Raw genomic sequence first — 22494 nt, 5'->3', positions numbered from 1 at the left:
CATCCTGGAGGAGACAACCCATGAAGATCCCCATGGCCATCGCCAGCGCGGTGCTGCTCGCCAGCACCCTTGCTGCGTGCAGTGGCGGCGACGGTGACGGCGGCAGTGGCAGCGGCGGTTCGGGCAGTGACTACTGCAAGGACCTCAAGAAGGCCCAAGGGTCCTTCGGCAACCTCTCGTCCGGCGACCTCGGTGACCTCGATGCCGCGTTCAAGACGTTCCACAAGCTGGCTGACGAGGCCCCGGGCGACATCGACGCGGACTGGAAGAAGCTCGACACCGCGATCGACACGGTCGAGAAGGCCATGAAGGACGCCGGCCTGAAGTTCTCCGACCTCGCCGAGATCCAGCAGGGCAAGATCCCCGAGAACGTCGACCCGTCGAAGCTCCAGGGACTCGCGGCCGAGATGACCAAGCTCGGCAGCTCGGACTTCGCCCAGGCGTCCAAGTCGATCGAGGCGCACGCGAAGAAGACCTGCAAGGTCGACCTCAGCGGTTCATAAGTCACGTCGATGGCAGGTCTCGCGGGCATCTGCCTGCGGGACCTGCTGTCATTCGCCACCCAAGGGAGAACATGAGCGACCTGACCGAGACGATCGACCGCCTCGTGCGGCCCATCGAGGACTGGCCCGAGCCCGGTGTGACGTTCCGCGACATCACACCTCTGCTCGCCGATCCTGAGGCGCTCTCGGCCGTCATGGACGGGCTCGTGGATCTGGCCACACAGGCTGGTCCGATCGACGCCGTCCTGGGCATCGAGGCGCGCGGGTTCCTGTTCGGCCCCAGCGTCGCGGTGCGCCTCGGCGCGGGCTTCGTCCCGGTGCGCAAGGCCGGCAAGCTCCCGTCGACGTCGTTGTCCACGTCGTACGAGCTGGAGTACGGCGCGGCGGTGCTCGAGATGCACGTCGACGCACTGATGCCCGGTGCCCGCGTCCTGGTCGTCGACGACGTGCTGGCGACCGGCGGCACGATGCTGGCGGCGGCCGATCTCGTGCGGCAGGCCGGTGCGACCGTCGCCGGCAACCTCGTCCTGATCGAGCTTCTCGCCCTCGAGGGGCAGGCACGTCTCGCGCCCGTAGGCTGTGCGAGTCTGCGTTCCTACTGAGTCCTCGTCCCAGAATCGAGATCCATGAACCCCCATCAGGTCCGCGTCGTCGCCCTCGTCCTGGTTGCCGTGCTGGTGCTGGCCGCAGCTGCCACGTTGATCGACGGTCTGCTGACCTGACCTGCGCGTTGACCGGCTGGCATACCATTGTCGGACACAGTGAGGAACGCGATGGCTGAACGGATCGAGGCGCCGCCGGCCGAGTCGAAGAACGCCGACTCGGCACCGGCTTCTGCGCGCGTCCGCAACCGGCTGGCCCGCATCGGCGGCAAGTCCGGGTCCTCCGACGTCGTGCTCGATCCGCTGCTCAAGGTCTATCGCTCGACGCACGCCAAGGGCGACGTCTCGTCGATCCGCAAGGCCTACGAGATCGCCGAGCGCATGCACGAGGGGCAGACCCGCAAGAGCGGCGACCCCTACATCACCCACCCGCTGGCCGTTGCCACGATCCTCGCCGAGCTCGGCATGACCGCGCCCACGCTGTGCGCCGCGCTGCTGCACGACACCGTCGAGGACACCGACTACACGCTCGAGCAGCTGAGTGCCGACTTCGGCGACGAGGTCCGGCAGCTCGTCGACGGCGTGACCAAGCTCGACAAGGTCAAGTACGGCGACTCGACGCAGTCCGAGACGATCCGCAAGATGGTCGTCGCGATGAGCCGTGACATCCGCGTGCTCGTGATCAAGCTCGCCGACCGCCTGCACAACATGCGTACGCTTCGCTACCTGCGGCAGGACAAGCAGGAGCGCATCGCCCGCGAGACGATCGAGATCTTCGCGCCGCTGGCCCACCGCCTCGGCATGAACACGATCAAGTGGGAGCTCGAGGACCTCGCATTCGCGACCCTGCACCCCAAGGTCTACGACGAGATCGTGCGCCTGGTCGCCGATCGGGCGCCCTCGCGTGAGCAGTTCCTCGAGCGGGTCGTCAGCGATGTCGAGTCCGACCTGCGGCACGTCAAGCTCAAGGCCAAGGTGTCCAGCCGGCCCAAGCACTACTACTCGATCTACCAGAAGATGCTGGTCGGCGGCCGCGAGTTCTCCGACATCTTCGACCTCGTCGGCGTACGCATCCTGGTCGACACCGTCGCGGACTGTTATGGCGTCCTCGGAGTGCTGCACGCCCGGTGGAATCCGATTCCCGGGCGGTTCAAGGACTACATCTCGGTCCCCAAGTTCAACATGTACCAGTCCCTGCACACGACGGTGATCGGCCCGCAGGGCAAGCCCGTCGAGCTGCAGATCCGCACGTACGCCATGCACCGTCGAGCCGAGTACGGCGTCGCGGCGCACTGGAAGTACAAGGAGGACGCCACCGCAGGCAAGGCGGGCAAGGGTCCTGACAAGGACGACATGCTGTGGCTGCGCGAGCTGCTCGACTGGCAGTCCGAGACCGCCGACTCGGTCGACTTCCTCGACTCGCTGCGCTTCGAGATCAACAACGCGGGCGTCTACGCCTACACGCCGCGCGGTGACCTGATCCAGCTGCCGGCCAAGGCCACGCCGGTCGACTTCGCCTACGCGGTGCACACCGAGGTCGGGCACGCCTGCATCGGCGCGCGGGTCAACGGGCGACTGGTGTCGCTGGAGTCCGAGCTCGAGAGCGGCGACGTCGTGGAGATCTTCACGTCCAAGTCGCCCGACGCCGGGCCGAGCCGTGACTGGCTGGAGTTCGTCGCCAGTCCGCGTGCGCGCAACAAGATCCGGCAGTGGTTCACCAAGGAGCGCCGCGACGAGGCGATCGAGCGTGGCAAGGACCTCATCGCCAAGCAGATGCGCAAGGAGGGCCTGCCGCTCCATCGACTGTTCCGGCACGAGACCCTCGACACCGTCGCCAAGGAGCTGCACCTCGCAGACGTGTCGACCCTGTATGCCTCGGTGGGCGAGGGCAACGTCGGCGCCCAGAACGTCGTCGAGCGGGTCATCGACCTCGCTGGTGGCCGCGAGGGCGCCCAGGAAGACCTGGCCGAGGCGACCTCGCTGCCCGGTGTCGGGATGCGCCGGCCGCGCACCGAGACCCGCGACGCCGGCGTCGTGGTCGAAGGGCTCGACGGCGACATCATGATCAAGCTGGCTCGGTGCTGCACGCCGGTGCCCGGTGACGCGATCGAGGGGTTCGTGACGCGTACGGCCGGGGTCTCGGTCCACCGCACCGACTGCGTCAACCTGATCGCGCTGCGCAGCCAGCCCGAACGCCTGGTGGGCGTGCACTGGGCGCCGACCGGCAAGAGCACGTTCCTCGTCGCGGTGCAGGTCGAGGGGCTCGATCGCCCCAGGCTGCTGAGCGACATCACGCGGGTCATCTCCGACCAGCACGTCAACATCTTGTCGGCGTCGCTGTCGACCGGACGCGATCGCGTGGCCAAGTCGAAGTTCACGTTCGAGATGGCCGACCCCAAGCACCTGGGCCACGTGCTGTCGGCCGTACGCACCGTTGAAGGCGTCTTCGACGTCTACCGCCTCACCCAGTAGCGCCCAGCTGGACTCCGCGATGTGTGAGGTTAGAGGCGTCTGAGCGCAGCCGTAGCGCCTGCAACGTCACACATCGCGGAGATACGGGTCAGGAGAAGTCGGCCTGGGCCTTCTTGGCCATGTCGAGGAACGCCTCCTTGGAGGCCTTCTCGGCCTCCAGGTCCTTGACCCTCTTCTTGTCGCCCTTGGCCTCGGCCGCGGCGATCTTCTCGCCGACCTCGTCGATCGCGCGCTGCAGCTTGCTGATCATGTCGTCGGCGCGGGCCGACTTCTCCGGATCGGTCTTCTTCCACTTGCTCTCGGTCGCGTCGCGCACGGCCTGCTCGACCTTGCGGATCCGGGCCTCGAACTCGCCGATCTTGGCTCGCGGTACCTTGCCGGCGGCCTCCCAGCGATCGGCGATGTCGAGCCAGGCCTTGCGGGAGGCATCGATGTCCTTGATCGGGAGGAGCTTCTCCGCCTCGGCGAGGATCTCCAGCTTCTTCTCGGCGTTGACCTCGTACTCGGCGTCGAGCTTGGCGTTGGCCTCGTCACGTGCCGTGAAGAACGCGTCCTGGGCGGCACGGAACCGCTTCCAGAGCTTGTCCTCGACGTTGCGGGGCGCCGATCCGGCCTTCTTCCACTCGGCCATCAGATCGCGATACTTGCCGGCCGTCACACCCCACTCGGTGGACGTCGACAGCGCCTCGGCCTCGACGATCAGCTTCTCCTTGATCGTCTTGGCGGCTTCACGCAGCGTCGACTGCTCGCCGAAGTGCGTCTTGCGACGTCGTGTGTAGGCCGTGCGGGCCGTGCTGAAACGGTGCCACAGCTCGTCGTCGGCAGACTTGCTGAGCCGGGGGAGCGCCTTCCACTCGTCGAGCAGCGCGCGAAGCTTGTCGGCGCCGGCCTTCCAGTCGCTGCCGGCGGCGATCTTCTCGGCCTCGTCGGCGATGCGCGTCTTCTCGGTCTGCGCCTCCGCAACCTTGGCGGCGCGCTCGACCTTGCGCTGCTCGCGCTGCTTGTCGATCGCGGGCTGCAGGGCGTCGAGCCGCTTCAGCAGCGAGTCGAGGTCGCCGAGAGCTTGGGCGTCGACGATCTGCGCGCGCACCTTGGTGACGGCCTTCGCCGCGTCGTCGGGGGAGAGCGCGCCTCCCTCGAGGCGCTTCTCGAGCAGGTCGACCTCGACCTCGAGTCCTTCGTAGCGTCGTACGTACAACGACATCGCCTCAGCGGGATCACCGCCGGGCCACTGGCCGATCAGTCGTTCACCGTCAGTGGTCTTGACGTAGACATTGCCTTCGTCGTCGACACGACCCCAAGGGTTCGTGGGCGCAGAACTCATGGGCGACAGTGTAGGCGTCAGCCGGTCGCTGGGTGGCCAGTGCGTCTCGCGTACCCTGTCGCACGTGCTTCTCACGTCATTTCCGGCCGGTCCGCTGCAGGCGAACTGCTATTTCGTCTCCCGCGGTCCCGGCACCGGCTGCGCGATCGTCGACCCCGGCATGGACGCGATGGACGGCATCCGTACGGTCGTCGCCGAGCACAATCTGCGACCGTCCGCGGTGCTCGTCACGCACGGCCACTTCGACCACATGTGGTGCGCGCAGGACGTCGCGGCCGAGTACGGCTGTCCGGTCTGGATCCACCCCGCCGACCGGCACCTGCTCGCCGATCCGATGGCCGCGATCTCCAACGAGTCTGCCGCGATGCTGCGCTCGCAGCTCGGCATGACCGACGTCCCCGACTTCACCGAGCCCGCTGACGTACGCGATGCGGTCGACGGCGCCCGCATCGAGGTCGACGGGCTGACGTTCCTCGTCGACCACGTGCCCGGTCACACGCCCGGCACCGTCTTCTATCGCGTGGACTACGACGGCCCCGAGGACGTCTCGCAGGTCATGTTCTCCGGCGACTTCCTGTTCGCCGGGTCGATCGGGCGCACGGACCTCACTGGCGGCTCGCACCCGCAGATGCAGGACAGCCTGCGCGACCGCGTGCTGCCGCTGGACGACGACATCGTGGTGCTGCCCGGCCACGGCGGCCAGACCTCGATCGGCCGCGAGCGTGCCACCAACCCGTTCCTCGCCGAGCTGATCGCATGAGCGGCGGCAAGGTGAGCAAGCTCAGCGGCTTTCCCGAGTTCCTGCCGGCGGAGCGCAACGTCGAGCTCATCGTGCTCGACCACCTGCGTACGGTGTTCGAGCTGCACGGCTTCGCGTCGATCGAGACCCGCGCGGTCGAGACGATGGACCAGCTGCTGCGCAAGGGCGAGATCGACAAGGAGGTCTACGTCCTGCGCCGCCTGCAGGCCGGCGAGGGCGACAGCGACTCCGGCATGGGGCTGCACTTCGACCTGACCGTGCCGTTCGCGCGGTACGTCCTGGAGAACGCCGGCAAGCTCGAGTTCCCGTTCCGCCGCTACCAGATCCAGAAGGTCTGGCGCGGCGAACGCCCGCAGCAGGGCCGGTTCCGCGAGTTCACGCAGGCCGACATCGACATCGTCGCCAAGGACGAGCTGGCGTTCCACTTCGACGTCGAGATCGCCCAGGTCATGGCCGAGGCGTTGTCGGGCCTGCCGGTGCCGCACCTGACGTTGCAGGTCAGCAACCGCAAGGTGCTCGAGGGCTTCTACCTCGGCCTCGGCATCGCCGAGCCGACGACGGTCATGCCGATCGTCGACAAGCTCGACAAGGTGCCCGCCAACACGATCGCCGAGCTGCTCCAGACCGACGCGGGCCTCACGCCCGAGCAGGCCGCGCAGTGCCTTGCCCTGGCGGACGTACGCACGACCGACGAGTCGTTCGTCGACGCCGTCCGCGCGCTCGGTGTCACGCACCCGCTGCTCGACGAGGGCCTCGACGAGCTCCGTCAGGTCGTGATGGGCGCTGCCGGCGCCGAGGGCGTCGACATCGTCGCCGACCTCCGCATCGCGCGTGGGCTCGACTACTACACCGGCACGGTGTTCGAGACCCGCATGGCCGGCTACGAGCACCTCGGCTCGATCTGCTCGGGCGGCCGCTACGACCAGCTCGCCAGCGACGGCAGGAACACCTATCCCGGTGTCGGCATCTCGTTGGGCGTCTCGCGCCTGCTCGTGCCGCTCGTCGCCGACGGCCTCATCGCCGACCGTTCCGTGCCCAGCGCGGTCCTCGTCGCGCTCGTCGACGAGGAGTCTCGTCCCGCCAGCGTCGAGGTGGCCTCGGCGCTGCGGGCCCGCGGCATCCCCACCGAGGTCGCCGCGAGTGCGCAGAAGTTCGGCAAGCAGATTCGCTACGCCGAACGGCGGGGCATACCGTTTGTGTGGTTCCCCGCCAACGGCGACGAGTCGCACCAGGTGAGGGACATCCGCGTCGGCGACCAGGTCGAGGCCGACATCGCCACCTGGACACCGCCCGCCGACGACCTCAAGCCTCAGATCCTCAGAACACCTAGCAAGGAGCAGAACACGTGATCCGCACCCACGACGCCGGAAGCCTGCGCGCCGAACACATCGGCCAGCAGGTCACCCTCGCCGGATGGGTGGCCCGTCGTCGAGATCACGGCGGCGTCGCGTTCATCGACCTGCGTGACGGCAGCGGGGTCTCGCAGGTCGTCATCCGCGAAGAAGAGGTCGCCCGGCCGCTGCGCAGCGAGTTCTGCCTCAAGATCATCGGCACGGTCGAGAAGCGCCCCGAGGGCAACGACAACCCCAACCTGCCATCCGGCGAGATCGAGGTCGTCGCCGAGTCGGTCGAGATCCTCAGCGAGGCCGCACCGCTGCCGTTCCCGATCGAGGAGTTCAACGCCTCACAGATCAACGAGGAGACGCGCCTGCGCTACCGCTACCTCGACCTGCGCCGCAGCGAGATGGCGCAGAACCTGCGCACCCGCGCCCGCGTCACCCAGATCATCCGCGAGGTCATGTCCGAGCGGGGCTTCCTCGAGTTCGAGACGCCCTACCTGACCGCGTCGACGCCCGAAGGTGCCCGCGACTTCCTCGTGCCGGCGCGGACCAAGCCGGGCAGCTGGTACGCCCTCCCGCAGTCGCCGCAGTTGTTCAAGCAGCTGCTGATGGTGGCCGGCATGGAGCGCTACTACCAGATCGCACGCTGCTTCCGTGACGAGGACAGCCGCTCCGACCGGCAGCCGGAGTTCACCCAGCTCGACATCGAGATGAGTTTCCTCGAGGAGGAGGACGTCTACTCGCTGACCGAGGAAGTCCTCGTACGCATCTGGCGCGACGTGCTCGGCTACGAGATCACCACGCCGATCCCGCGCATGACGTTCGCCGAGGCCGTACGCCGGTTCGGCATCGACCGTCCCGACCTGCGCTTCGAGTGCGAGCTCGTCGACTTCACCGACTACTTCGCCGAGACGCCGTTCCGCGTGTTCGCGCCCAAGGGCCGCCAGTGGCACGTCGGTGCCGTCGTGATGCCCGGTGGTGCCGACCAGCCCCGGCGCACGCTCGACGCCTGGCAGGAGTTCGCCAAGGCGCGCGGAGCGAAGGGTCTGGCGTACGTGCTGGTGCAGGAGGACGGCACGCTGGGCGGCCCGGTCGCCAAGAACCTCTCCGACGCCGAGCGCGAGGGCCTCGTCGCGCACGCCGGCGCGAAGGCCGGCGACTGCATCTTCTTCGCCGCCGACGAGTACAACGACGCCAAGGCTCTGCTGGCTGCCGTACGCATCGAGGTCGGCGAGCGCTGCGGCCTGATCGACCACGACCGCTGGGAGTTCGTCTGGGTCAACGACGCCCCGATGTTCGAGTACATCGGTGAAGGCGGCGCGGACGCCTGGACCTCGATCCACCACCCGTTCACGGCGCCCGCGCCGGAGTTCGTCGACACGTTCGACACCGACCCCGGCTCGGCGCTCAGCCAGGCGTACGACATCACGCTCAACGGCAACGAGCTCGGCGGTGGCTCGATCCGTATCCACCGCTCCGACGTCCAGGCGCGCGTGTTCGACGTCCTGGGGCTCACCGAGGAGCAGGCGCAGGGCCAGTTCGGCTTCCTCCTCGAGGCATTCGCGTACGGTCCGCCGCCGCACGGCGGCATCGCGCTCGGCATCGACCGCGTCGTCGCCCTGCTGACGGGCGCCGACTCGATCCGCGACGTCATCGCGTTCCCCAAGACCGCCTCGGGCGCCGACCCGCTCACGGGCGCGCCGACACCGATCACGGCTGCTCAGCGCAAGGAGACCGGCGTGGACTGGAAGCCGGAGCCGGAAAAGGCAGACGTCGCACCCGCCAACTAGGCTCGGTGCATGAGCGACGACGGGCTGTTCGACCTTCCTGAAGCACCCCCGTCGACCGGCACGGGGGGCGGCAGCCTCTCCGGCAACACCCACGCCTCGGCGCCCCTTGCCGTACGCATGCGGCCGACGTCGCTCGACGAGCTCGTGGGCCAGCAGCACCTGCTGGCACCGGGATCGCCGCTGAGGCAGATGATCGAGGGCAACCAGCCGCTCACGATCCTGCTGTGGGGCCCGCCGGGCACGGGCAAGACCACGATCGCCAGCCTGCTCAGTGCGCACACGCAACGCCGCTTCGTCGAGGTCTCCGCGGTCTCCGCAGGCGTCAAGGAGGTCCGCGAGACGATCGCGGGCGCCCGCCGTGCCTTGGCGCAGAGCGGCGTCGAGACCGTCCTGTTCGTCGACGAGGTGCACCGCTTCAGCAAGTCCCAGCAGGACGCGCTGCTGCCCGGCGTCGAGAACCGCTGGGTGTCGCTGGTCGCGGCCACCACCGAGAACCCGCACTTCAGCGTCATCTCGCCGCTGCTCAGCCGCAGCCTCCTGCTGACCCTCGAGTCACTGACCGACGACGACATCGGCGTCCTCGTCGATCGCGCGCTCACCGACGAGCGAGGGCTGGGCGGCACCGTGACGCTGACTGACGAGGCCAAGAGCCATCTCGTACGCCTCGCAGGTGGCGACGGTCGCCGCGTCCTGACCTATCTCGAGGCCGCTGCCGGCGCAGCGACGAGCCAGGGCAAGACCGAGATCGACGTCGACGACGCGGCCCTCGCGGTCGACAAGGCAGCAGTGCGCTACGACCGGCAGGGCGATCAGCACTACGACGTCATCAGCGCGTTCATCAAGTCGATCCGCGGCTCCGACGTCGACGCCTCGCTGCACTACCTCGCGCGCATGATCGAGGCGGGGGAGGACCCCCGGTTCATCGCGCGCCGGCTGATGATCCATGCGAGCGAGGACATCGGCATGGCCGATCCGACGGCGCTCCCGCTGGCGACCGCCACGGCGCAGGCCGTCGCGATGATCGGCTTCCCCGAGGCGCGCATCCCGCTGGCACAGGCCGTGATCCACCTCGCCTCGGCGCCCAAGTCCAATGCCGTCGTCGAGGCGATCAACCGTGCGCAGGCGGACGTGCACGCGGGCAAGATCGGTGCCGTGCCGCCCGCGCTGCGCGACGCGCACTACTCCGGCGCCAAGAAGCTCGGCCACGGTCACGACTACAAGTACCCCCACAACGACGTGCGTGGGGTCGTCGGCCAGCAGTACGCGCCCGACGACGTCGACGGCGCGACCTACTACGAGCCCAGCGAGCACGGGTTCGAGGCGCGGCTGGGTGAGCGTCTCGCCGTGATCCGGGCCATCCTCCGCGACCGCTGACGAGATAAGGTCGTGGGCATGTCGGCGGAGCTCTGGATCCTCGTCGCGACCGCACTTCTCGCGGTCGTGACGATCGGCGCTGCCCTGGTCGCCGTGCGCGCCGCGCGCCGCAGCTCCCGCATCGCGCCGGTGCCGCGCGAGCGCCTCGCGGTGCCGCAGACGCGAGAGCTCGCACGGCTTGATCCGAGGTCCGACATCGAGCCGGATTCGCACGTCGCACCGGTCGTCCACCAAGAGCTCGAGCCCCGCGTCGTCGAGGGCCATCTCATCGTGCCGCCGTCTCAGCAACAGGTCGTCAACACCGCGCTGGGCCGCCCCGGCGTACGCCTCTCGATCCTCGCCCACGGACTCGCGCACGCCCTGCGCCCCGAGAGCCGCGACCGCATCACCGCCATGATGCGCCGCGAGTACCGTCGCCGTCGCCGTGAGCGCCTGCAGGCGGGCCGTCGCGCCGTACGCGCCGGCCGCCCGACTCCGCCCTCCGAGGAATGGCTGGGGGGCTCATGAGATCGCGAGTCGTCTGGTTCGTCGCCGGCTCGGCCGCCGGGCTCTACGCCTCGGTCAAGGCTCGGCGAGCCGCCTACCGGCTCTCCACGCCGGGTCTCGTCGACCAGGCCGCAGCCCTCGGGCTCGGCTGGCGAGCGTTCAGCTCAGAGCTGCGAGACGGCATGGAGGCCCGCCAGCGCGACATCGCGCGCGGGTTGTCCGGCGCACCCGATGACCACACCGACCTGCTCCGCCTCGAGGCCGAGCACACCCAGAAGGACCAGACCTGATGCAGACCGCGGAGATCCGCCGCCGATTCCTCGCGCACTTCGAGAACGCCGGCCACACCGTCGTGCCCTCGGCGCCGTTGCTGTTCGACGACCCCAACCTGTTGTTCGTCAACGCCGGCATGGTGCCGTTCAAGCCCTACTTCCTCGGCCAGGAGACACCGCCGTGGAACACCGCCACGAGCGTCCAGAAGTGCGTCCGTACGCAGGACATCGAGGAGGTCGGCAAGACCACTCGCCACGGCACGTTCTTCCAGATGAACGGCAACTTCTCGTTCGGCGACTACTTCAAGGCCGGCGCCATCACCCACGCCTGGAGCCTCATCACGAGCTCGGTCGACGACGGCGGACTCGGCTTCGACCCCGACACGATCTGGGTCACGGTGCTGCACTCCGACGACGAGGCGCGCAGCCTCTGGAAGGAGATCGCCGGCCTGCCCGACGAGCGCATCCAGAGCCGCGGACTGCTCGACAACTACTGGCACATGGGCGTCGCCGGACCGGGCGGCCCGGCGAGCGAGATCTACGTCGACCGCGGGCCGGAGTTCGGCCCTGACGGCGGCCCGGTCGTCGACGAGGACCGGTTCCTCGAGATCTGGAACCTCGTGTTCATGCAGGAGGAGATCACCAACGTCCGCGCCAAGGACCAGTTCGACGTCCTCGGCGACCTGCCCAACAAGAACATCGACACCGGCATGGGCCTGGAGCGTGTCGCCTACCTGCTGCAGGGCAAGGGCAACCTCTACGAGATCGACGAGGTCTTCCCGGTCATCGAGAAGGCGTCGGAGATCTCCGGGCGCACCTACGGCAAGGACCACGCCGACGACGTACGCTTCCGGGTCGTCGCCGATCACGTCCGCAGCGGCCTGATGCTGATGGGCGACGGTGTCACCCCGGGCAACGAGGCGCGCGGCTACGTCCTGCGTCGCCTGCTGCGCCGGGCCGTGCGCTCGATGCGCCTGCTGGGCTACGACGATCCCGCCCTGCCCGAGCTGCTGCCGGTGAGCCTGGACCGCATGAAGGCGTCCTACCCCGAGCTCGAGGCCGACTTCCCGCGCATCTCCCAGATCGCGTACGCCGAGGAGGACGCGTTCCGCCAGACGCTCGGCAAGGGCACGCAGATCTTCGAGAGCGCCGCGATCGCGGTCAAGGACAGCGGTGGCACGACGCTCCCGGGCGAGCAGGCGTTCGCGCTCCACGACACCTACGGCTTTCCGATCGACCTGACGCTCGAGATGGCGTCGGAGCAGGGCCTCGCAGTCGACGAGGAGGGCTTCCGCTCGCTCATGGCCGAGCAGCGCTCGCGTGCCAAGGCGGACGCGAAGTCCAAGAAGGGTGCGCACGCCGACACCACGGTCTATCGCGCTGCACTCGACACCAACGGCCCGACCGACTGGCTGGCCTACACCGACCTCACGACCGAGTCGCGGGTCATCGCACTGATCGCCGGCGGCGACAGCGTTCCCGCGATCGCGGCCGGCTCGATCGGTGAGGTCGTGCTCGACCGCACCCCGTTCTACGCCGAGTCCGGTGGCCAGAACGCCGACGCCGGCGTCCTGACCTGGGACGGCGGACGCGCCGAGGTCCTCGACGTGCAGCGCCCCGTGCGTGGACTCGTGGTGCACCAGGTCCGTGTCCTCGACGGCGAGCTCACGCTCGACCAGCAGCTCGAGGCGGCCGTGGACCCTGAATGGCGCCTCGGTGCCCGTCAGGCGCACTCGGGCACCCACGTCGTGCACGCCGCGCTGCGCGAGGTGCTCGGGCCCACCGCGCTGCAGTCCGGCTCCTACAACCGGCCCGGCTACCTGCGCCTCGACTTCGGCTGGAACAGCGCGCTGTCGCCCGACCAGCTGCACCACGTCGAGGACGTCTCCAACCGCGCCCTGCGTGCCGACCTGCCGGTCAGCGCGCAGATCATGTCGCTGCCCGAGGCGCGCGAGTGGGGCGCACTTGCGCTGTTCGGCGAGACCTACGGCGAGGACGTCCGCGTCGTCGAGATCGGCGGCCCGTGGTCGCGCGAGCTCTGCGGTGGCACGCACGTCGAGCGGTCGTCGCAGATCGGCACGCTGGTCATCACGTCCGACGGCTCGGTCGGCGCCGGCAACCGGCGCATCGAGGCGCTGACCGGCATCGAGGGCTTCGACTATCTCGCGCGCGAGCGCGATGTCGTACGCCAGCTCACCGAGATCCTCAAGACGCAGCCCGACGAGGTGCCCGCCCGCGTGCGAGACCTCGTCGAGCGGCTCAAGTCGGCCGAGAAGACCGCCGAACGCATGAAGGCTGCGCAGCTCCTCGGCGCCGCCGGTGACGTCGCGGCCACGGCCAAGGACATCAACGGGGTCGCCTACGTCGGCCATCACGCGGCTGGCGCCGGCGGGGGAGACGTACGCACCCTCGCGCTCGACATCCGCGGACGCCTGCGCGACCGGCCAGCCGTCGTCGTCGTGATCGGCGACGCCGGCGACAAGCCGTCCGCAGTCGTGGCACTCAACGACGCCGCCCAGGAGAGAGGCCTGTCGGCCAACCAGCTCATCGGCGTCGTCGGCGACAAGATCGGCGGCCGCGGTGGCGGCAAGGCCGACGTGGCGCAGGGCGGTGGCACGGACGTCTCGGCGATCCCGGCTGCGCTGGCTGCGGTCGAGGCGGCACTGTCAGCGTGACGATGCGTCGTGGCCGGCGGGTCGGTGTCGATGTCGGCGACGTACGCATCGGGGTCGCCGTGAGCGATCCCGACGGCATCCTCGCGACGCCGGTCGAGACGGTGCCGGCGGGCTCGGGCGCGATCGCCCGGCTGGCCGAGATCGTGCGCGACTACGAGCCGATCGAGTGCGTCGTCGGGCTACCCGTCGGCCTGTCCGGCCGCGAGGGCCCGGCAGCGGTCAAGGTGCGTACGTTCTGCGCCGACCTGCTGCCGGCAATCGCACCGGTGCCGATCAGGTTGTTCGACGAGCGCATGTCGACCATGACGGCCGAGGGGCAGCTGCGACACAGCGGACGCTCCGGAGCGTCCAGACGAACGGTGATCGACCAGGCTGCCGCTACGGTGATCCTGCAGACGGCACTGGACACAGAACGGACCCGCGGGTCCGCCCCCGGAGAGAGCTTGTGAGGGATCGATGAGTGACAGCGGACTGGACCTGATGACGGGTGGCTCCTCGGGCCCCGGGCGCAGGCGCGCCAGCGCCCCGCCGAGCAAGCCGTGGGGCCGCCGGATCGTGACGTTGGTCGTCGTCCTCGCTCTGGTGCTCGGCGGCTACTTCGTCTGGACCAAGGTCTCGAGCTTCATCAGCGGGCCGGCCGACTACTCCGGCAGCGGCACCGGCAGCGTCACGGTCGAGATCCCGCAGAACTCCAACGGTCAGCAGATCGCCGACATCCTCGCTGAGAAGGACGTCGTCAAGAGCGCCGAGGCGTTCTACCAGCTCGCGCTCAAGGACTCGCGGTTCCAGGCGATCCAGGCCGGCTACTACAAGGTCAAGAAGCAGATGTCGGCCGAGGCGGCGATGAAGGCGCTGTCCGACAAGCGCAACATCGTCGGCGCGCCGGGGGAGAGCCGCGTGACGATCCCCGAGGGTTCGCGCGTCAAGACCATCACCAAGATCATCGCGGCGAAGACCAAGATCTCGGCCGCAGCCGTGACCAAGGCACTCAAGGATCCGGACGCGATCGGCCTGCCCGCCGTGGCCAAGGGCAACCCCGAGGGTTACCTGTTCCCGGCGACCTACTCGGTCGGCGCCAAGACGACCGCGACCCAGCTGCTCAAGCAGATGGTGGCCAAGACGCTGTCCGTGGCCAAGGACCTCGACATCGGCACTCGCGCCCGCGCGCTGGGCCTCGACGGCGAGCAGGTGCTCACGGTGGCCAGCATCCTGGAGTACGAGGCCAAGAAGGACTCCGACTATCCCAAGGTCGCCCGGGTCCTCTACAACCGGCTCAAGGACGGCATGCTGCTGCAGCTCGACTCCACGGTGTCCTACGCCAGTGGCCGCGAGGGCGACGTCTTCACCACCGAGGACGAGCGCAACTCCGACTCGCCCTACAACACCTACAAGTCTGCGGGCCTTCCTCCGGGACCGATCGGGTCCCCGGGCGAGAAGACCATCGAGGCGGCCCTCAACCCGGCCGACGGCGACTGGCTCTACTTCGTCGCGGTCAACCTCGAGACCGGCGAGACGGTGTTCTCCAACACCAAGGCTGAGCACGATGCTGCGGTCCTCAAGCTCCAGGAGTACTGCCGTTCCGCTGACGCCAAGGGCTGCTGATGCAGTGTGCCGTCCTGGGCTCGCCGATCGCCCACTCCCTCTCCCCGGCGATGCATCGCGCCGCGTACGCCGAGCTCGGCCTCGACTGGACCTACGAGGCCGTCGAGCTCGACGAGGACGGGCTCGAGGTGTTCCTGTCGTCGTTGGGTGACGACGTGCGCGGGTTCTCGGTCACCGCGCCGCTCAAGCGCCGCGTCGCCGCGCTGGTGCCCGAGGCCAGCGAGCTCGTCGGGCGACTCGGCGTGGCCAACACGATCCTGGTCGAGGACACCGGCCTGCGCAGCGACAACACCGACGTACCGGGCGCTGTGGCGGCCTTGCGTGAGCGCGGTGTCGAGCAGGCCCGATCGGCACGCATCCTCGGGGGCGGGGCCACCGCGGCCTCCATGGCGTACGCCGTCGCGTCGATCGGCGCCGAGCGGGTCGAGTTCGTGGTCCGCGAACCCTCCCGGGCGACCGAGGCCGCCAACGCGGCCAAGGCTGCAGGGCTCGCGGTGACGATCCACACGATCGACGAACCGCTGATCGACAAGCTCGACCTGCTGATCTCGACCGTGCCGGGCGAGGTCGTCGGTTCGCGGTCGCACGAGCTGGTCGACTCGTCGCGTGCGGTGTTCGACGTGGTCTACGACCCGTGGCCGACGCCGATCGCCAAGGCCGCCGAGCAGGCGGGCGTACGCGTGGTGTCCGGACTCGACCTGCTGGCGCACCAGGCCGCGCTCCAGGTCGAGCTCATGACCGGCGAGCAGGTTTCTCCACAGCTGTTGCGCCGAGCCGCACTGGCTGCGCTCTCGACGCGCTAGGTTCGCACCCGTGACCATCGCGATCGCCGCTCTCGCAGCGGCTCTCCTCGGCGCGGCCGGCCCGTGGGCGCTCAGGCGCCTTCCGGAGCCGCCGGAGCCCGATGAGGACAAGGTCCCCTACGCCGAGCTGTCGCGGACGCCTGGGCTCACGGTGGGGCTTGCGCTCGGCGCTGCCCTGATGGCCGGCCTCGTCGCGTGGAAGATCGAGCACGTCGAGGTCCTGCCCGTATGGGTCCTGGTGACCGGTGTCGGCTCGTGGTTGGTGTTCATCGACTGGCGCACCCGGTTGCTGCCCTATCTCGTCGTCGCGCCGACCTATCTGGCGACCTACGCACTCGTGGGCCTGGGGGCGATCCTGCTGCAGGACGTCGACGTCCTCGTCGATGCGCTGGTGGCCAACGTCGTCGTCTACGTGATCTTCCGGGTCCTCTACTGGGTCGCACGCGGCGCCTTCGGCTTCGGCGACGTACGCCTGTCAGGGGTGCTCGCCCCGGCGCTGGGCGCCTTGGGCACGCACCAGGTGCTCGTCGGCATGTACGCCGGGTTCCTCCTCGGCGCGGTGTTCGGGCTGGTCCTCTCGCGCCTCAAGATCGTCGACTCGAAGTCGTACGCGTTCGGGCCCTACATGGTCGTTGGCGCGGTCATCGGCGCGACGTGGGGACCGGCACTCTACGGAGCCTGACCTCGGACTTGACCTTGACCCACGGGTCAACGTCTAGCGTGGTGGCATGAGGATCGGCGAGGTTGCCCGGCACGCCGGGGTCACCATCAAGGCGGTGCGCTACTACGAGTCGCTCGGGCTGGTCTCGGCGCAGCGGCTCGGCAACGGCTACCGCGACTACGACGACCGGGCCGTGCGCCTGGTCCGCGAGGTGCATGCGCTGGGCGCGCTCGGGATCAAGGCCGAGCAGACCCGGCCGTTCCTCGACTGCCTGGTCTCGGGCAACGCCGAGGGCGACGACTGCCCGGCCTCCCTCGAGACGTACCGGACTGCGATCACCGACATGAGCGCGCGCATCGCCGACCTGACCGAGCGCCGTGACGCCCTGATCGAGCTGCTCGCCAAGGCCTCCGACCGCGCCGAGCCGCTGTGCGACCTGACCCCGACCCACAACCTCCAGGAGATCCGATGAGCAAGATTCCCGCCGTCACCGATGCCACGTTCGCGCAGGAGGTGCTCGCCTCGGAGACCCCCGTGCTCGTCGAGTACTGGGCCGAGTGGTGCGGCCCGTGCCGGCAGGTCTCCCCGGTGCTGGAGGAGCTCGCCGACGACTACGGCGACAAGCTGCGCATCGTCAAGATGAACTCCGACGAGAACGTGGTGACCGCGGCCGCCCAGCGGGTCATGGCCGTGCCGACGCTCCAGGTGTTCCAGCGCGGCGAGCTCGTCGCCTCGATCGTCGGCGCCAAGCCCAAGCGGGCGCTGGCCGCCGAGCTCGACCGCTTCGTCCAGTAGGACGGACGCCGTCCCGGGTGACGGGTGGGGCGTGGGAGAATTGATCCCATGCTTCGTTGGTTGACCGCAGGTGAGTCGCACGGCCCCGCCCTTGTCGCCGTCCTCGAGGGATTGCCCGCCGGAGTGCAGGTGACCAGCAAGGACATCCAGGCGGCCCTCGCGCGTCGCCGTCTCGGCTACGGCCGCGGTGCCCGCATGGCGTTCGAGCAGGACGAGCTCGAGATCGTCGGAGGGCTGCGCCACGGCTCGACGATGGGCAGCCCGATCGCGCTGCGCATCGGCAACAGCGAGTGGCCCAAGTGGGAGCAGGTCATGGCGGCCGATCCGGTTGACGCCGACGTCCTCGACGGGCTCAAGCGCAACGCGCCGCTGACCCGCCCGCGTCCCGGACACGCCGACCTCGCCGGCATGCAGAAGTACGGCTTCGACGAGGCGCGTCCGATCCTCGAGCGGGCGAGTGCCCGCGAGACGGCGGCCCGCGTCGCCCTCGGCGAGATCGCCGCGCAGTTCATCCAGCAGACGACCGGCGCCACGATCGTGTCGCACGTCGTCGAGCTCGGCACCGTACGCGCTCCGGCCGGAGTGATCCCGAGCCATGGCGACGTCGAGGCGCTCGACGCCGATCCCGTGCGTTGCTTCGACCCGGACACGAGCGCCGCGATGGTCGCCGAGATCGACCAGGCCCACAAGGACGGCGACACGCTCGGCGGCGTCGTCGAGGTCGTCGTCGAAGGACTGCCGCCGGGACTCGGCTCGCACACGCACTGGGACAAGCGGCTGGACGGCCGTCTTGCCGCGGCACTGATGGGCATCCAGGCCATCAAGGGAGTCGAGCTGGGCGACGGTTTCGAGCTGGCCCGCACGCGAGGCTCGCTCGCGCACGACGAGATCGTGCCGACGGCCGACGGCATCCGGCGCACCTCGGGCCGTTCGGGTGGCACCGAGGGCGGCATGACCACTGGCGAGATCCTGCGCGTACGTGCCGCGATGAAGCCCATCGCGACGGTGCCGCGCGCCCTGCGCACCGTCGATGTCGAGACCGGTGAGGAGGCCCGTGCCCACCACCAGCGCTCGGACGTCTGCGCGGTGCCGGCTGCCGGCATCGTCGCCGAGGCCATGGTTGCCCTCGTGGTCGCCGACGCGATCCTCGAGAAGTTCGCCGGTGACGCGGTCGAGGAGACGCGACGCAACGTCGAGGGCTACCTGGCCAACCTGAGGCACCGTTGAGCCCCGTCGTCGTCCTCGTCGGTCCGCCCGGTGCGGGCAAGACCACGGTCGCCGAGTCGCTGGCCGAACGGCTTGGCGTGCCGTTTCGCGACACCGACCAGGACGTCGAAGCCGGCGAAGGCGTGTCCGTGCAGGACATCTTCATCGACCACGGTGAGGCGCACTTCCGTGCGCTCGAGGAGCGAGCCGTGGCTGCGGCCCTCAGCGGCCACGACGGCGTTCTGGCCCTTGGCGGCGGTGCCGTGCTCAGCGCAGCGACCCGTGAGCTGCTGCGGCAGCACCGGGTGATCTTCCTCGACGTGAGCCTGCCGGCCGCCGTGGCGCGCGTCGGCATGAACGGCAACCGGCCGCTCCTGCTCGGCAATGTCCGCGCGCAGATGAAGAACCTGCTCGACCAGCGCCGCCCGCTCTACGCCGAGGTCGCGCGCTTCACGATCGTCACGGACGACCTGGACGCCGCCCACGTGACCGACGAAGCCCTGACCCTGATCAAGGAGGACCGATGAGCACCCGCCTGACCGTGCCCACTGAGCGCCCGTACGACGTGGTGATCGGCAACGGCGTGCATGAGCAGCTTCGGGGGCTCGTCGGATTCGGGCTCGGTGTCCTGCGCGTCGCGATCATCCACTCCCCGACGATGGCCAAGCAGGCCGAGATCCTGCGCGAGCCGCTGGTCTCCGACGCGCTCGAGGTGCACCTGATCGAGGTGCCTGACGGCGAGACCGCCAAGACCGCCGACGTGCTGGCGTTCTGCTGGAAGGTGCTCGGCGAGGCAGGGTTCACCCGGTCCGACGTCATCGTCGGCCTGGGCGGCGGTGCCACGACTGACCTCGCCGGGTTCGTCGCTGCCAGCTGGCTGCGAGGCGTCCGCTTCGTCAACGTCCCCACGACCGTGCTCGGCATGGTCGATGCAGCAGTCGGTGGCAAGACCGGCATCAACACGGGCGAGGGCAAGAACCTCGTTGGCGCGTTCCACGAGCCGGTCGGCGTGCTGTGCGACCTCGACGTGCTGCGCAGCCTGCCTGCCGCCGAGCTCCGCAGCGGTCTGGCTGAGGTCGCCAAGTGTGGCTTCATCGCCGACCCGACGATCCTCGACCTGATCGAGGCCGCGCCCGAGTCGCTCGCGGACGCCTCGTCACCGATCGTCGCCGAGCTGATCGCCAAGGGAATCGCGGTCAAGGCCCGCACGGTCGCCGGCGACCTGCGCGAGACCGGCGACGACGGGATCGGCCGAGAGGCGCTCAACTACGGTCATACGTTCGGCCACGCGGTCGAGCGGTTCGAGCACTACCGGATCCGCCACGGCGAGGCGGTGTCGATCGGCATGGTGTTCGTCGCCGAGGTGGCGCACCGCGCCGGACGCATCGACCAGGACCTGCTGGACCGCCACCGGTCGATCCTCGGCACGCTCGGGCTGCCCATGACGTACCGGCCGGGCATCTGGGAGGCGCTGTCGTCCACGATGCGGCTCGACAAGAAGACCCGCGGCGACCAGCTCCGGTTCGTGGTCCTCGACGGGCTGGCCAAACCGGCGATCCTCGCCGGACCGGACGAGCAGCTGATCCTCGACGCCTACCGGGCCATCTCCTCGTGACCACGGCAGCGCGCCGCGACCGGCTCGTCGCCGAGCTGGCCGCGCGCGGGCTCGACGGCGTCGTGGTCACGACGCTGGTCAACGTCCGCTATCTCACCGGCTTCACCGGCTCCAACGGCGCGCTGGTCGTGCCCCGCGAGGGCGACGCGGTGTTCCTGACCGACGGCCGCTACCGCGACCAGGCTGCCGCCGAGCTGCCCGACGTCGCGCACCAGATCGGCCGCGACCTCCTCGGCGGTGCCGTCGAGCACATCGCCGGCGGCACGTGGGCGGTCGAGACCCACACGCTCAGCGTCGACAGCCACGCCCGGCTCACCGAGCTCGCGCCGGGCACGACGTTCGTACCCGCTGAGCGGCTCGTCGAGACGCTGCGCGAGGTCAAGGACGACGTCGAGGTCGACGCCCTGCGCCGGGCCTGCGACATCTCGACCCGGGCGCTCGACTCGTTGCTGCAAGGCCCGCTTGTGGGTCGTACCGAACGCGCCGTGGCCCGAGACCTCGAGAGCCGCATGCTCGACCTCGGTGCCGAGGCGATCGCGTTCGAGACGATCCTCGCCGCCGGGGAGAACTCCGCGATCCCGCACCACAGCCCGACCGGGCGGGTGCTCGGCGACGGTGACTTCGTCAAGATCGACTTCGGCGCCCGCGTGGACGGCTATCACGCCGACTGCACGCGTACGTTCGTGCTCGGTCGCGCTGACGACTGGCAGCGCGAGATCCACGCCGCGGTGCGGGCGTCTCAGGCGGCCGGTGTCGAGGCGCTCCGCGAGGGCGTCGCAATCGCCGATTCGTACGCTGCAGCGACCGCCAGCCTGGACGCTGCGGGATGGCTTCACGCCTTCACGACAGGGCTCGGGCACGGCGTCGGGCTCGAGATCCACGAGGACCCGTTCATCGGGCCCTCACACACAGGTAAACTGGCTAGTCGCACTGTCCTCACGATGGAGCCGGGCATCTATGTCCCGGGTCGCGGGGGAGTGCGTATCGAAGACACCGTCCTCGTGACCACGGGCGCCCCCGAGGTGCTCACCACGATGACCAAAGACCTCCTGGAGATTGGCTGATGGCCACCACGAACGACATCAAGAACGGCATGGTCCTCGACCTCGACGGACAGCTCTGGTCCGTCGTGTGGTTCCAGCACCACAAGCCCGGCAAGGGCGGCGCGATGGTCAAGACGACCCTCAAGAACGTCATGAGCGGCAAGACCGTCGACAAGACGTTCAACGCCGGCCTCAAGATCGAGACCGCGAATGTCGACAAGCGCGACTTCCAGTACCTCTACCACGACGGCGACTCGTACGTCTTCATGGACAAGACGACGTACGACCAGGTCAACATCTCCGAGGCCGTCGTCGGTGACGCCAAGGACTACATGCTCGACAACCAGGACGCGATGGTCGCGATGCACGAAGGTGTGCCGCTCTACATCGAGCTCCCGGCCTCGGTCGAGCTGCTCGTCGAGTACACCGAGCCGGGCCTGCAGGGTGACCGCTCGAGCGGCGGCACCAAGCCCGCGCGCCTCGAGACCGGCAAGGAGATCCAGGTCCCGCTGTTCATCGTCAACGGCGAGAAGATCAAGGTCGACACCCGCGACGGCAGCTACCTCGGTCGCGTGCAGGCCTGATGGCCGCTCGCACGAAGTCCCGCAAGCGCGCCCTCGACATCCTCTTCGAGTCCGAGGCGCAGAGCCTGCCGCCCGGCGGCACTCTTGCTGATCGTCGAGCGGACACCGAGTACCCGGTCAACGACTACGCCGTACTCCTGATCGAGGGCGTCGTCACCCACCGCGACCGGCTCGACGAGATCATCACCGAGAACGCCAAGGACTGGACCCTCGACCGCATGCCGGCGGTCGACCGCAACCTTCTGCGCATCGGGGCGTACGAGATCCTCTACGTCGACGACGTCCCCGACGCCGTCGCCGTCAGCGAGGCCGTGAGCCTGGCGAGCGACCTGTCGACCGACGAGTCACCGTCGTTCGTCAACGGCCTGCTGAGCAAGATCGTCGAGCTCAAGCCGACCCTGGCTGTCTGATCCCCCGCTCTCCCTCCGCGGTTTGTGGGGTTAATGGCGTTTCAGCATCCCGATAGTGCCTGCAACCTCACGAATCGCGGGGTCAAGGTCCAGTCGGAGGGCCATCAGCTCGCCGAGCCGCGTCCGGAACACGACTGACGCGCTGCTAGGCTGACCGACGAACATCGACATCCTTTA

At 69.1% G+C, this 22494-nt stretch carries 23 protein-coding genes; 22 read left to right on the top strand and 1 reads right to left on the bottom strand.

Annotated elements, in window-relative coordinates:
- The first annotated feature begins 20 nt into the window (after positions 1-20).
- The 3 genes from ASC61_RS17845 to ASC61_RS17835 all read left to right on the top strand — a co-directional run bounded on the left by ASC61_RS17845 (position 21) and on the right by ASC61_RS17835 (position 3577).
- Positions 21-503 carry a hypothetical protein gene (locus ASC61_RS17845; RefSeq protein WP_056214353.1) on the top strand — a complete coding sequence of 161 codons (483 nt, stop codon included), beginning with the start codon at positions 21-23 and terminating at the stop codon, positions 501-503.
- Positions 504-574: 71 nt separating this feature from the next.
- The gene (locus tag ASC61_RS17840) at positions 575-1105 is read left to right on the top strand and encodes an adenine phosphoribosyltransferase (RefSeq protein WP_056214350.1); all 531 of its coding nucleotides are present in this window, start codon (positions 575-577) and stop codon (positions 1103-1105) included.
- Positions 1106-1276: 171 nt separating this feature from the next.
- The gene (locus ASC61_RS17835; protein WP_082530745.1) at positions 1277-3577 is read left to right on the top strand and encodes a RelA/SpoT family protein; all 2301 of its coding nucleotides are present in this window, start codon (positions 1277-1279) and stop codon (positions 3575-3577) included.
- A gap of 88 nt (positions 3578-3665) precedes the next feature.
- Here ASC61_RS17835 and ASC61_RS17830 read toward each other — a convergent pair whose 3' ends face one another.
- A complete protein-coding gene (locus ASC61_RS17830) occupies positions 3666-4901 on the bottom strand; it encodes a DUF349 domain-containing protein (RefSeq protein ID WP_056214347.1) in 1236 nt (411 codons plus the stop codon).
- Between the two features lie 64 nt (positions 4902-4965).
- On the opposite strand from ASC61_RS17830, the gene ASC61_RS17825 reads away from it, so the two are divergent.
- Genes ASC61_RS17825 through nusB form a run of 19 tightly spaced genes read left to right on the top strand, consistent with a single transcriptional unit; the run spans position 4966 to position 22317 of the window.
- Positions 4966-5661, top strand: coding sequence for an MBL fold metallo-hydrolase (locus ASC61_RS17825; RefSeq protein ID WP_056215894.1), 696 nt, complete (start codon positions 4966-4968; stop codon positions 5659-5661).
- Positions 5658-7010: a histidine--tRNA ligase gene (gene hisS / locus ASC61_RS17820; RefSeq protein ID WP_056214343.1), complete on the top strand. Its 1353-nt coding sequence runs from the start codon at positions 5658-5660 to the stop codon at positions 7008-7010. Before ASC61_RS17825 ends, hisS begins: the two co-directional genes overlap by 4 nt.
- Positions 7007-8791 (top strand): aspartate--tRNA ligase, encoded by a 1785-nt coding sequence (aspS, locus tag ASC61_RS17815; RefSeq protein ID WP_056214340.1) that lies wholly within the window; start codon positions 7007-7009, stop codon positions 8789-8791. Before hisS ends, aspS begins: the two co-directional genes overlap by 4 nt.
- Positions 8792-8800: 9 nt before the next feature.
- A complete protein-coding gene (locus ASC61_RS17810; RefSeq protein ID WP_056214338.1) occupies positions 8801-10165 on the top strand; it encodes a replication-associated recombination protein A in 1365 nt (454 codons plus the stop codon).
- 18 nt (positions 10166-10183) lie between these two features.
- Positions 10184-10672: a hypothetical protein gene (locus ASC61_RS17805; protein WP_056214335.1), complete on the top strand. Its 489-nt coding sequence runs from the start codon at positions 10184-10186 to the stop codon at positions 10670-10672.
- The gene (locus tag ASC61_RS17800; RefSeq protein WP_056214332.1) at positions 10669-10941 is read left to right on the top strand and encodes a DUF6167 family protein; all 273 of its coding nucleotides are present in this window, start codon (positions 10669-10671) and stop codon (positions 10939-10941) included. The genes ASC61_RS17805 and ASC61_RS17800 overlap by 4 nt, the downstream gene beginning before the upstream one ends.
- The gene (gene alaS, locus ASC61_RS17795) at positions 10941-13598 is read left to right on the top strand and encodes an alanine--tRNA ligase (protein WP_056214329.1); all 2658 of its coding nucleotides are present in this window, start codon (positions 10941-10943) and stop codon (positions 13596-13598) included. Before ASC61_RS17800 ends, alaS begins: the two co-directional genes overlap by 1 nt.
- A 2-nt stretch (positions 13599-13600) precedes the next feature.
- The gene (ruvX, locus tag ASC61_RS17790) at positions 13601-14047 is read left to right on the top strand and encodes a Holliday junction resolvase RuvX (protein ID WP_056214328.1); all 447 of its coding nucleotides are present in this window, start codon (positions 13601-13603) and stop codon (positions 14045-14047) included.
- Positions 14048-14054: 7 nt separating this feature from the next.
- On the top strand, positions 14055-15200 hold the full coding sequence (gene mltG / locus ASC61_RS17785; protein ID WP_056214324.1) for an endolytic transglycosylase MltG: 1146 nt from the start codon (positions 14055-14057) through the stop codon (positions 15198-15200).
- Positions 15200-16003, top strand: a complete 804-nt coding sequence (locus tag ASC61_RS17780) for a shikimate dehydrogenase (protein WP_056214323.1) — start codon at positions 15200-15202, stop codon at positions 16001-16003. Before mltG ends, ASC61_RS17780 begins: the two co-directional genes overlap by 1 nt.
- A gap of 10 nt (positions 16004-16013) precedes the next feature.
- A complete protein-coding gene (locus ASC61_RS17775) occupies positions 16014-16685 on the top strand; it encodes a prepilin peptidase (protein ID WP_056214320.1) in 672 nt (223 codons plus the stop codon).
- Positions 16686-16731: 46 nt separating this feature from the next.
- Positions 16732-17136: a MerR family DNA-binding transcriptional regulator gene (locus tag ASC61_RS17770; RefSeq protein ID WP_056214317.1), complete on the top strand. Its 405-nt coding sequence runs from the start codon at positions 16732-16734 to the stop codon at positions 17134-17136.
- The gene (trxA, locus tag ASC61_RS17765; protein WP_056214314.1) at positions 17133-17459 is read left to right on the top strand and encodes a thioredoxin; all 327 of its coding nucleotides are present in this window, start codon (positions 17133-17135) and stop codon (positions 17457-17459) included. The genes ASC61_RS17770 and trxA overlap by 4 nt, the downstream gene beginning before the upstream one ends.
- A 48-nt stretch (positions 17460-17507) precedes the next feature.
- On the top strand, positions 17508-18686 hold the full coding sequence (aroC, locus tag ASC61_RS17760) for a chorismate synthase (protein ID WP_056214311.1): 1179 nt from the start codon (positions 17508-17510) through the stop codon (positions 18684-18686).
- Complete coding sequence (locus ASC61_RS17755; protein WP_056214309.1) at positions 18683-19192, top strand: shikimate kinase; 510 nt, start codon at positions 18683-18685, stop codon at positions 19190-19192. The genes aroC and ASC61_RS17755 overlap by 4 nt, the downstream gene beginning before the upstream one ends.
- A complete protein-coding gene (gene aroB / locus ASC61_RS17750; protein WP_056214306.1) occupies positions 19189-20280 on the top strand; it encodes a 3-dehydroquinate synthase in 1092 nt (363 codons plus the stop codon). Before ASC61_RS17755 ends, aroB begins: the two co-directional genes overlap by 4 nt.
- Positions 20277-21344, top strand: coding sequence for a M24 family metallopeptidase (locus ASC61_RS17745; RefSeq protein ID WP_056214304.1), 1068 nt, complete (start codon positions 20277-20279; stop codon positions 21342-21344). Before aroB ends, ASC61_RS17745 begins: the two co-directional genes overlap by 4 nt.
- Positions 21341-21907, top strand: a complete 567-nt coding sequence (efp, locus tag ASC61_RS17740) for an elongation factor P (protein WP_188110526.1) — start codon at positions 21341-21343, stop codon at positions 21905-21907. The genes ASC61_RS17745 and efp overlap by 4 nt, the downstream gene beginning before the upstream one ends.
- Positions 21907-22317 carry a transcription antitermination factor NusB gene (gene nusB, locus ASC61_RS17735; protein ID WP_056214298.1) on the top strand — a complete coding sequence of 137 codons (411 nt, stop codon included), beginning with the start codon at positions 21907-21909 and terminating at the stop codon, positions 22315-22317. Before efp ends, nusB begins: the two co-directional genes overlap by 1 nt.
- Positions 22318-22494: the final 177 nt, after the last annotated feature.

The sequence above is a fragment of the Aeromicrobium sp. Root344 genome (genome assembly GCF_001425755.1).
GTDB lineage: Bacteria > Actinomycetota > Actinomycetes > Propionibacteriales > Nocardioidaceae > Aeromicrobium.
The sequence above is the reverse complement of the archived record's forward strand: the minus strand, read 5'-3'. Positions and strand labels throughout refer to the sequence as shown.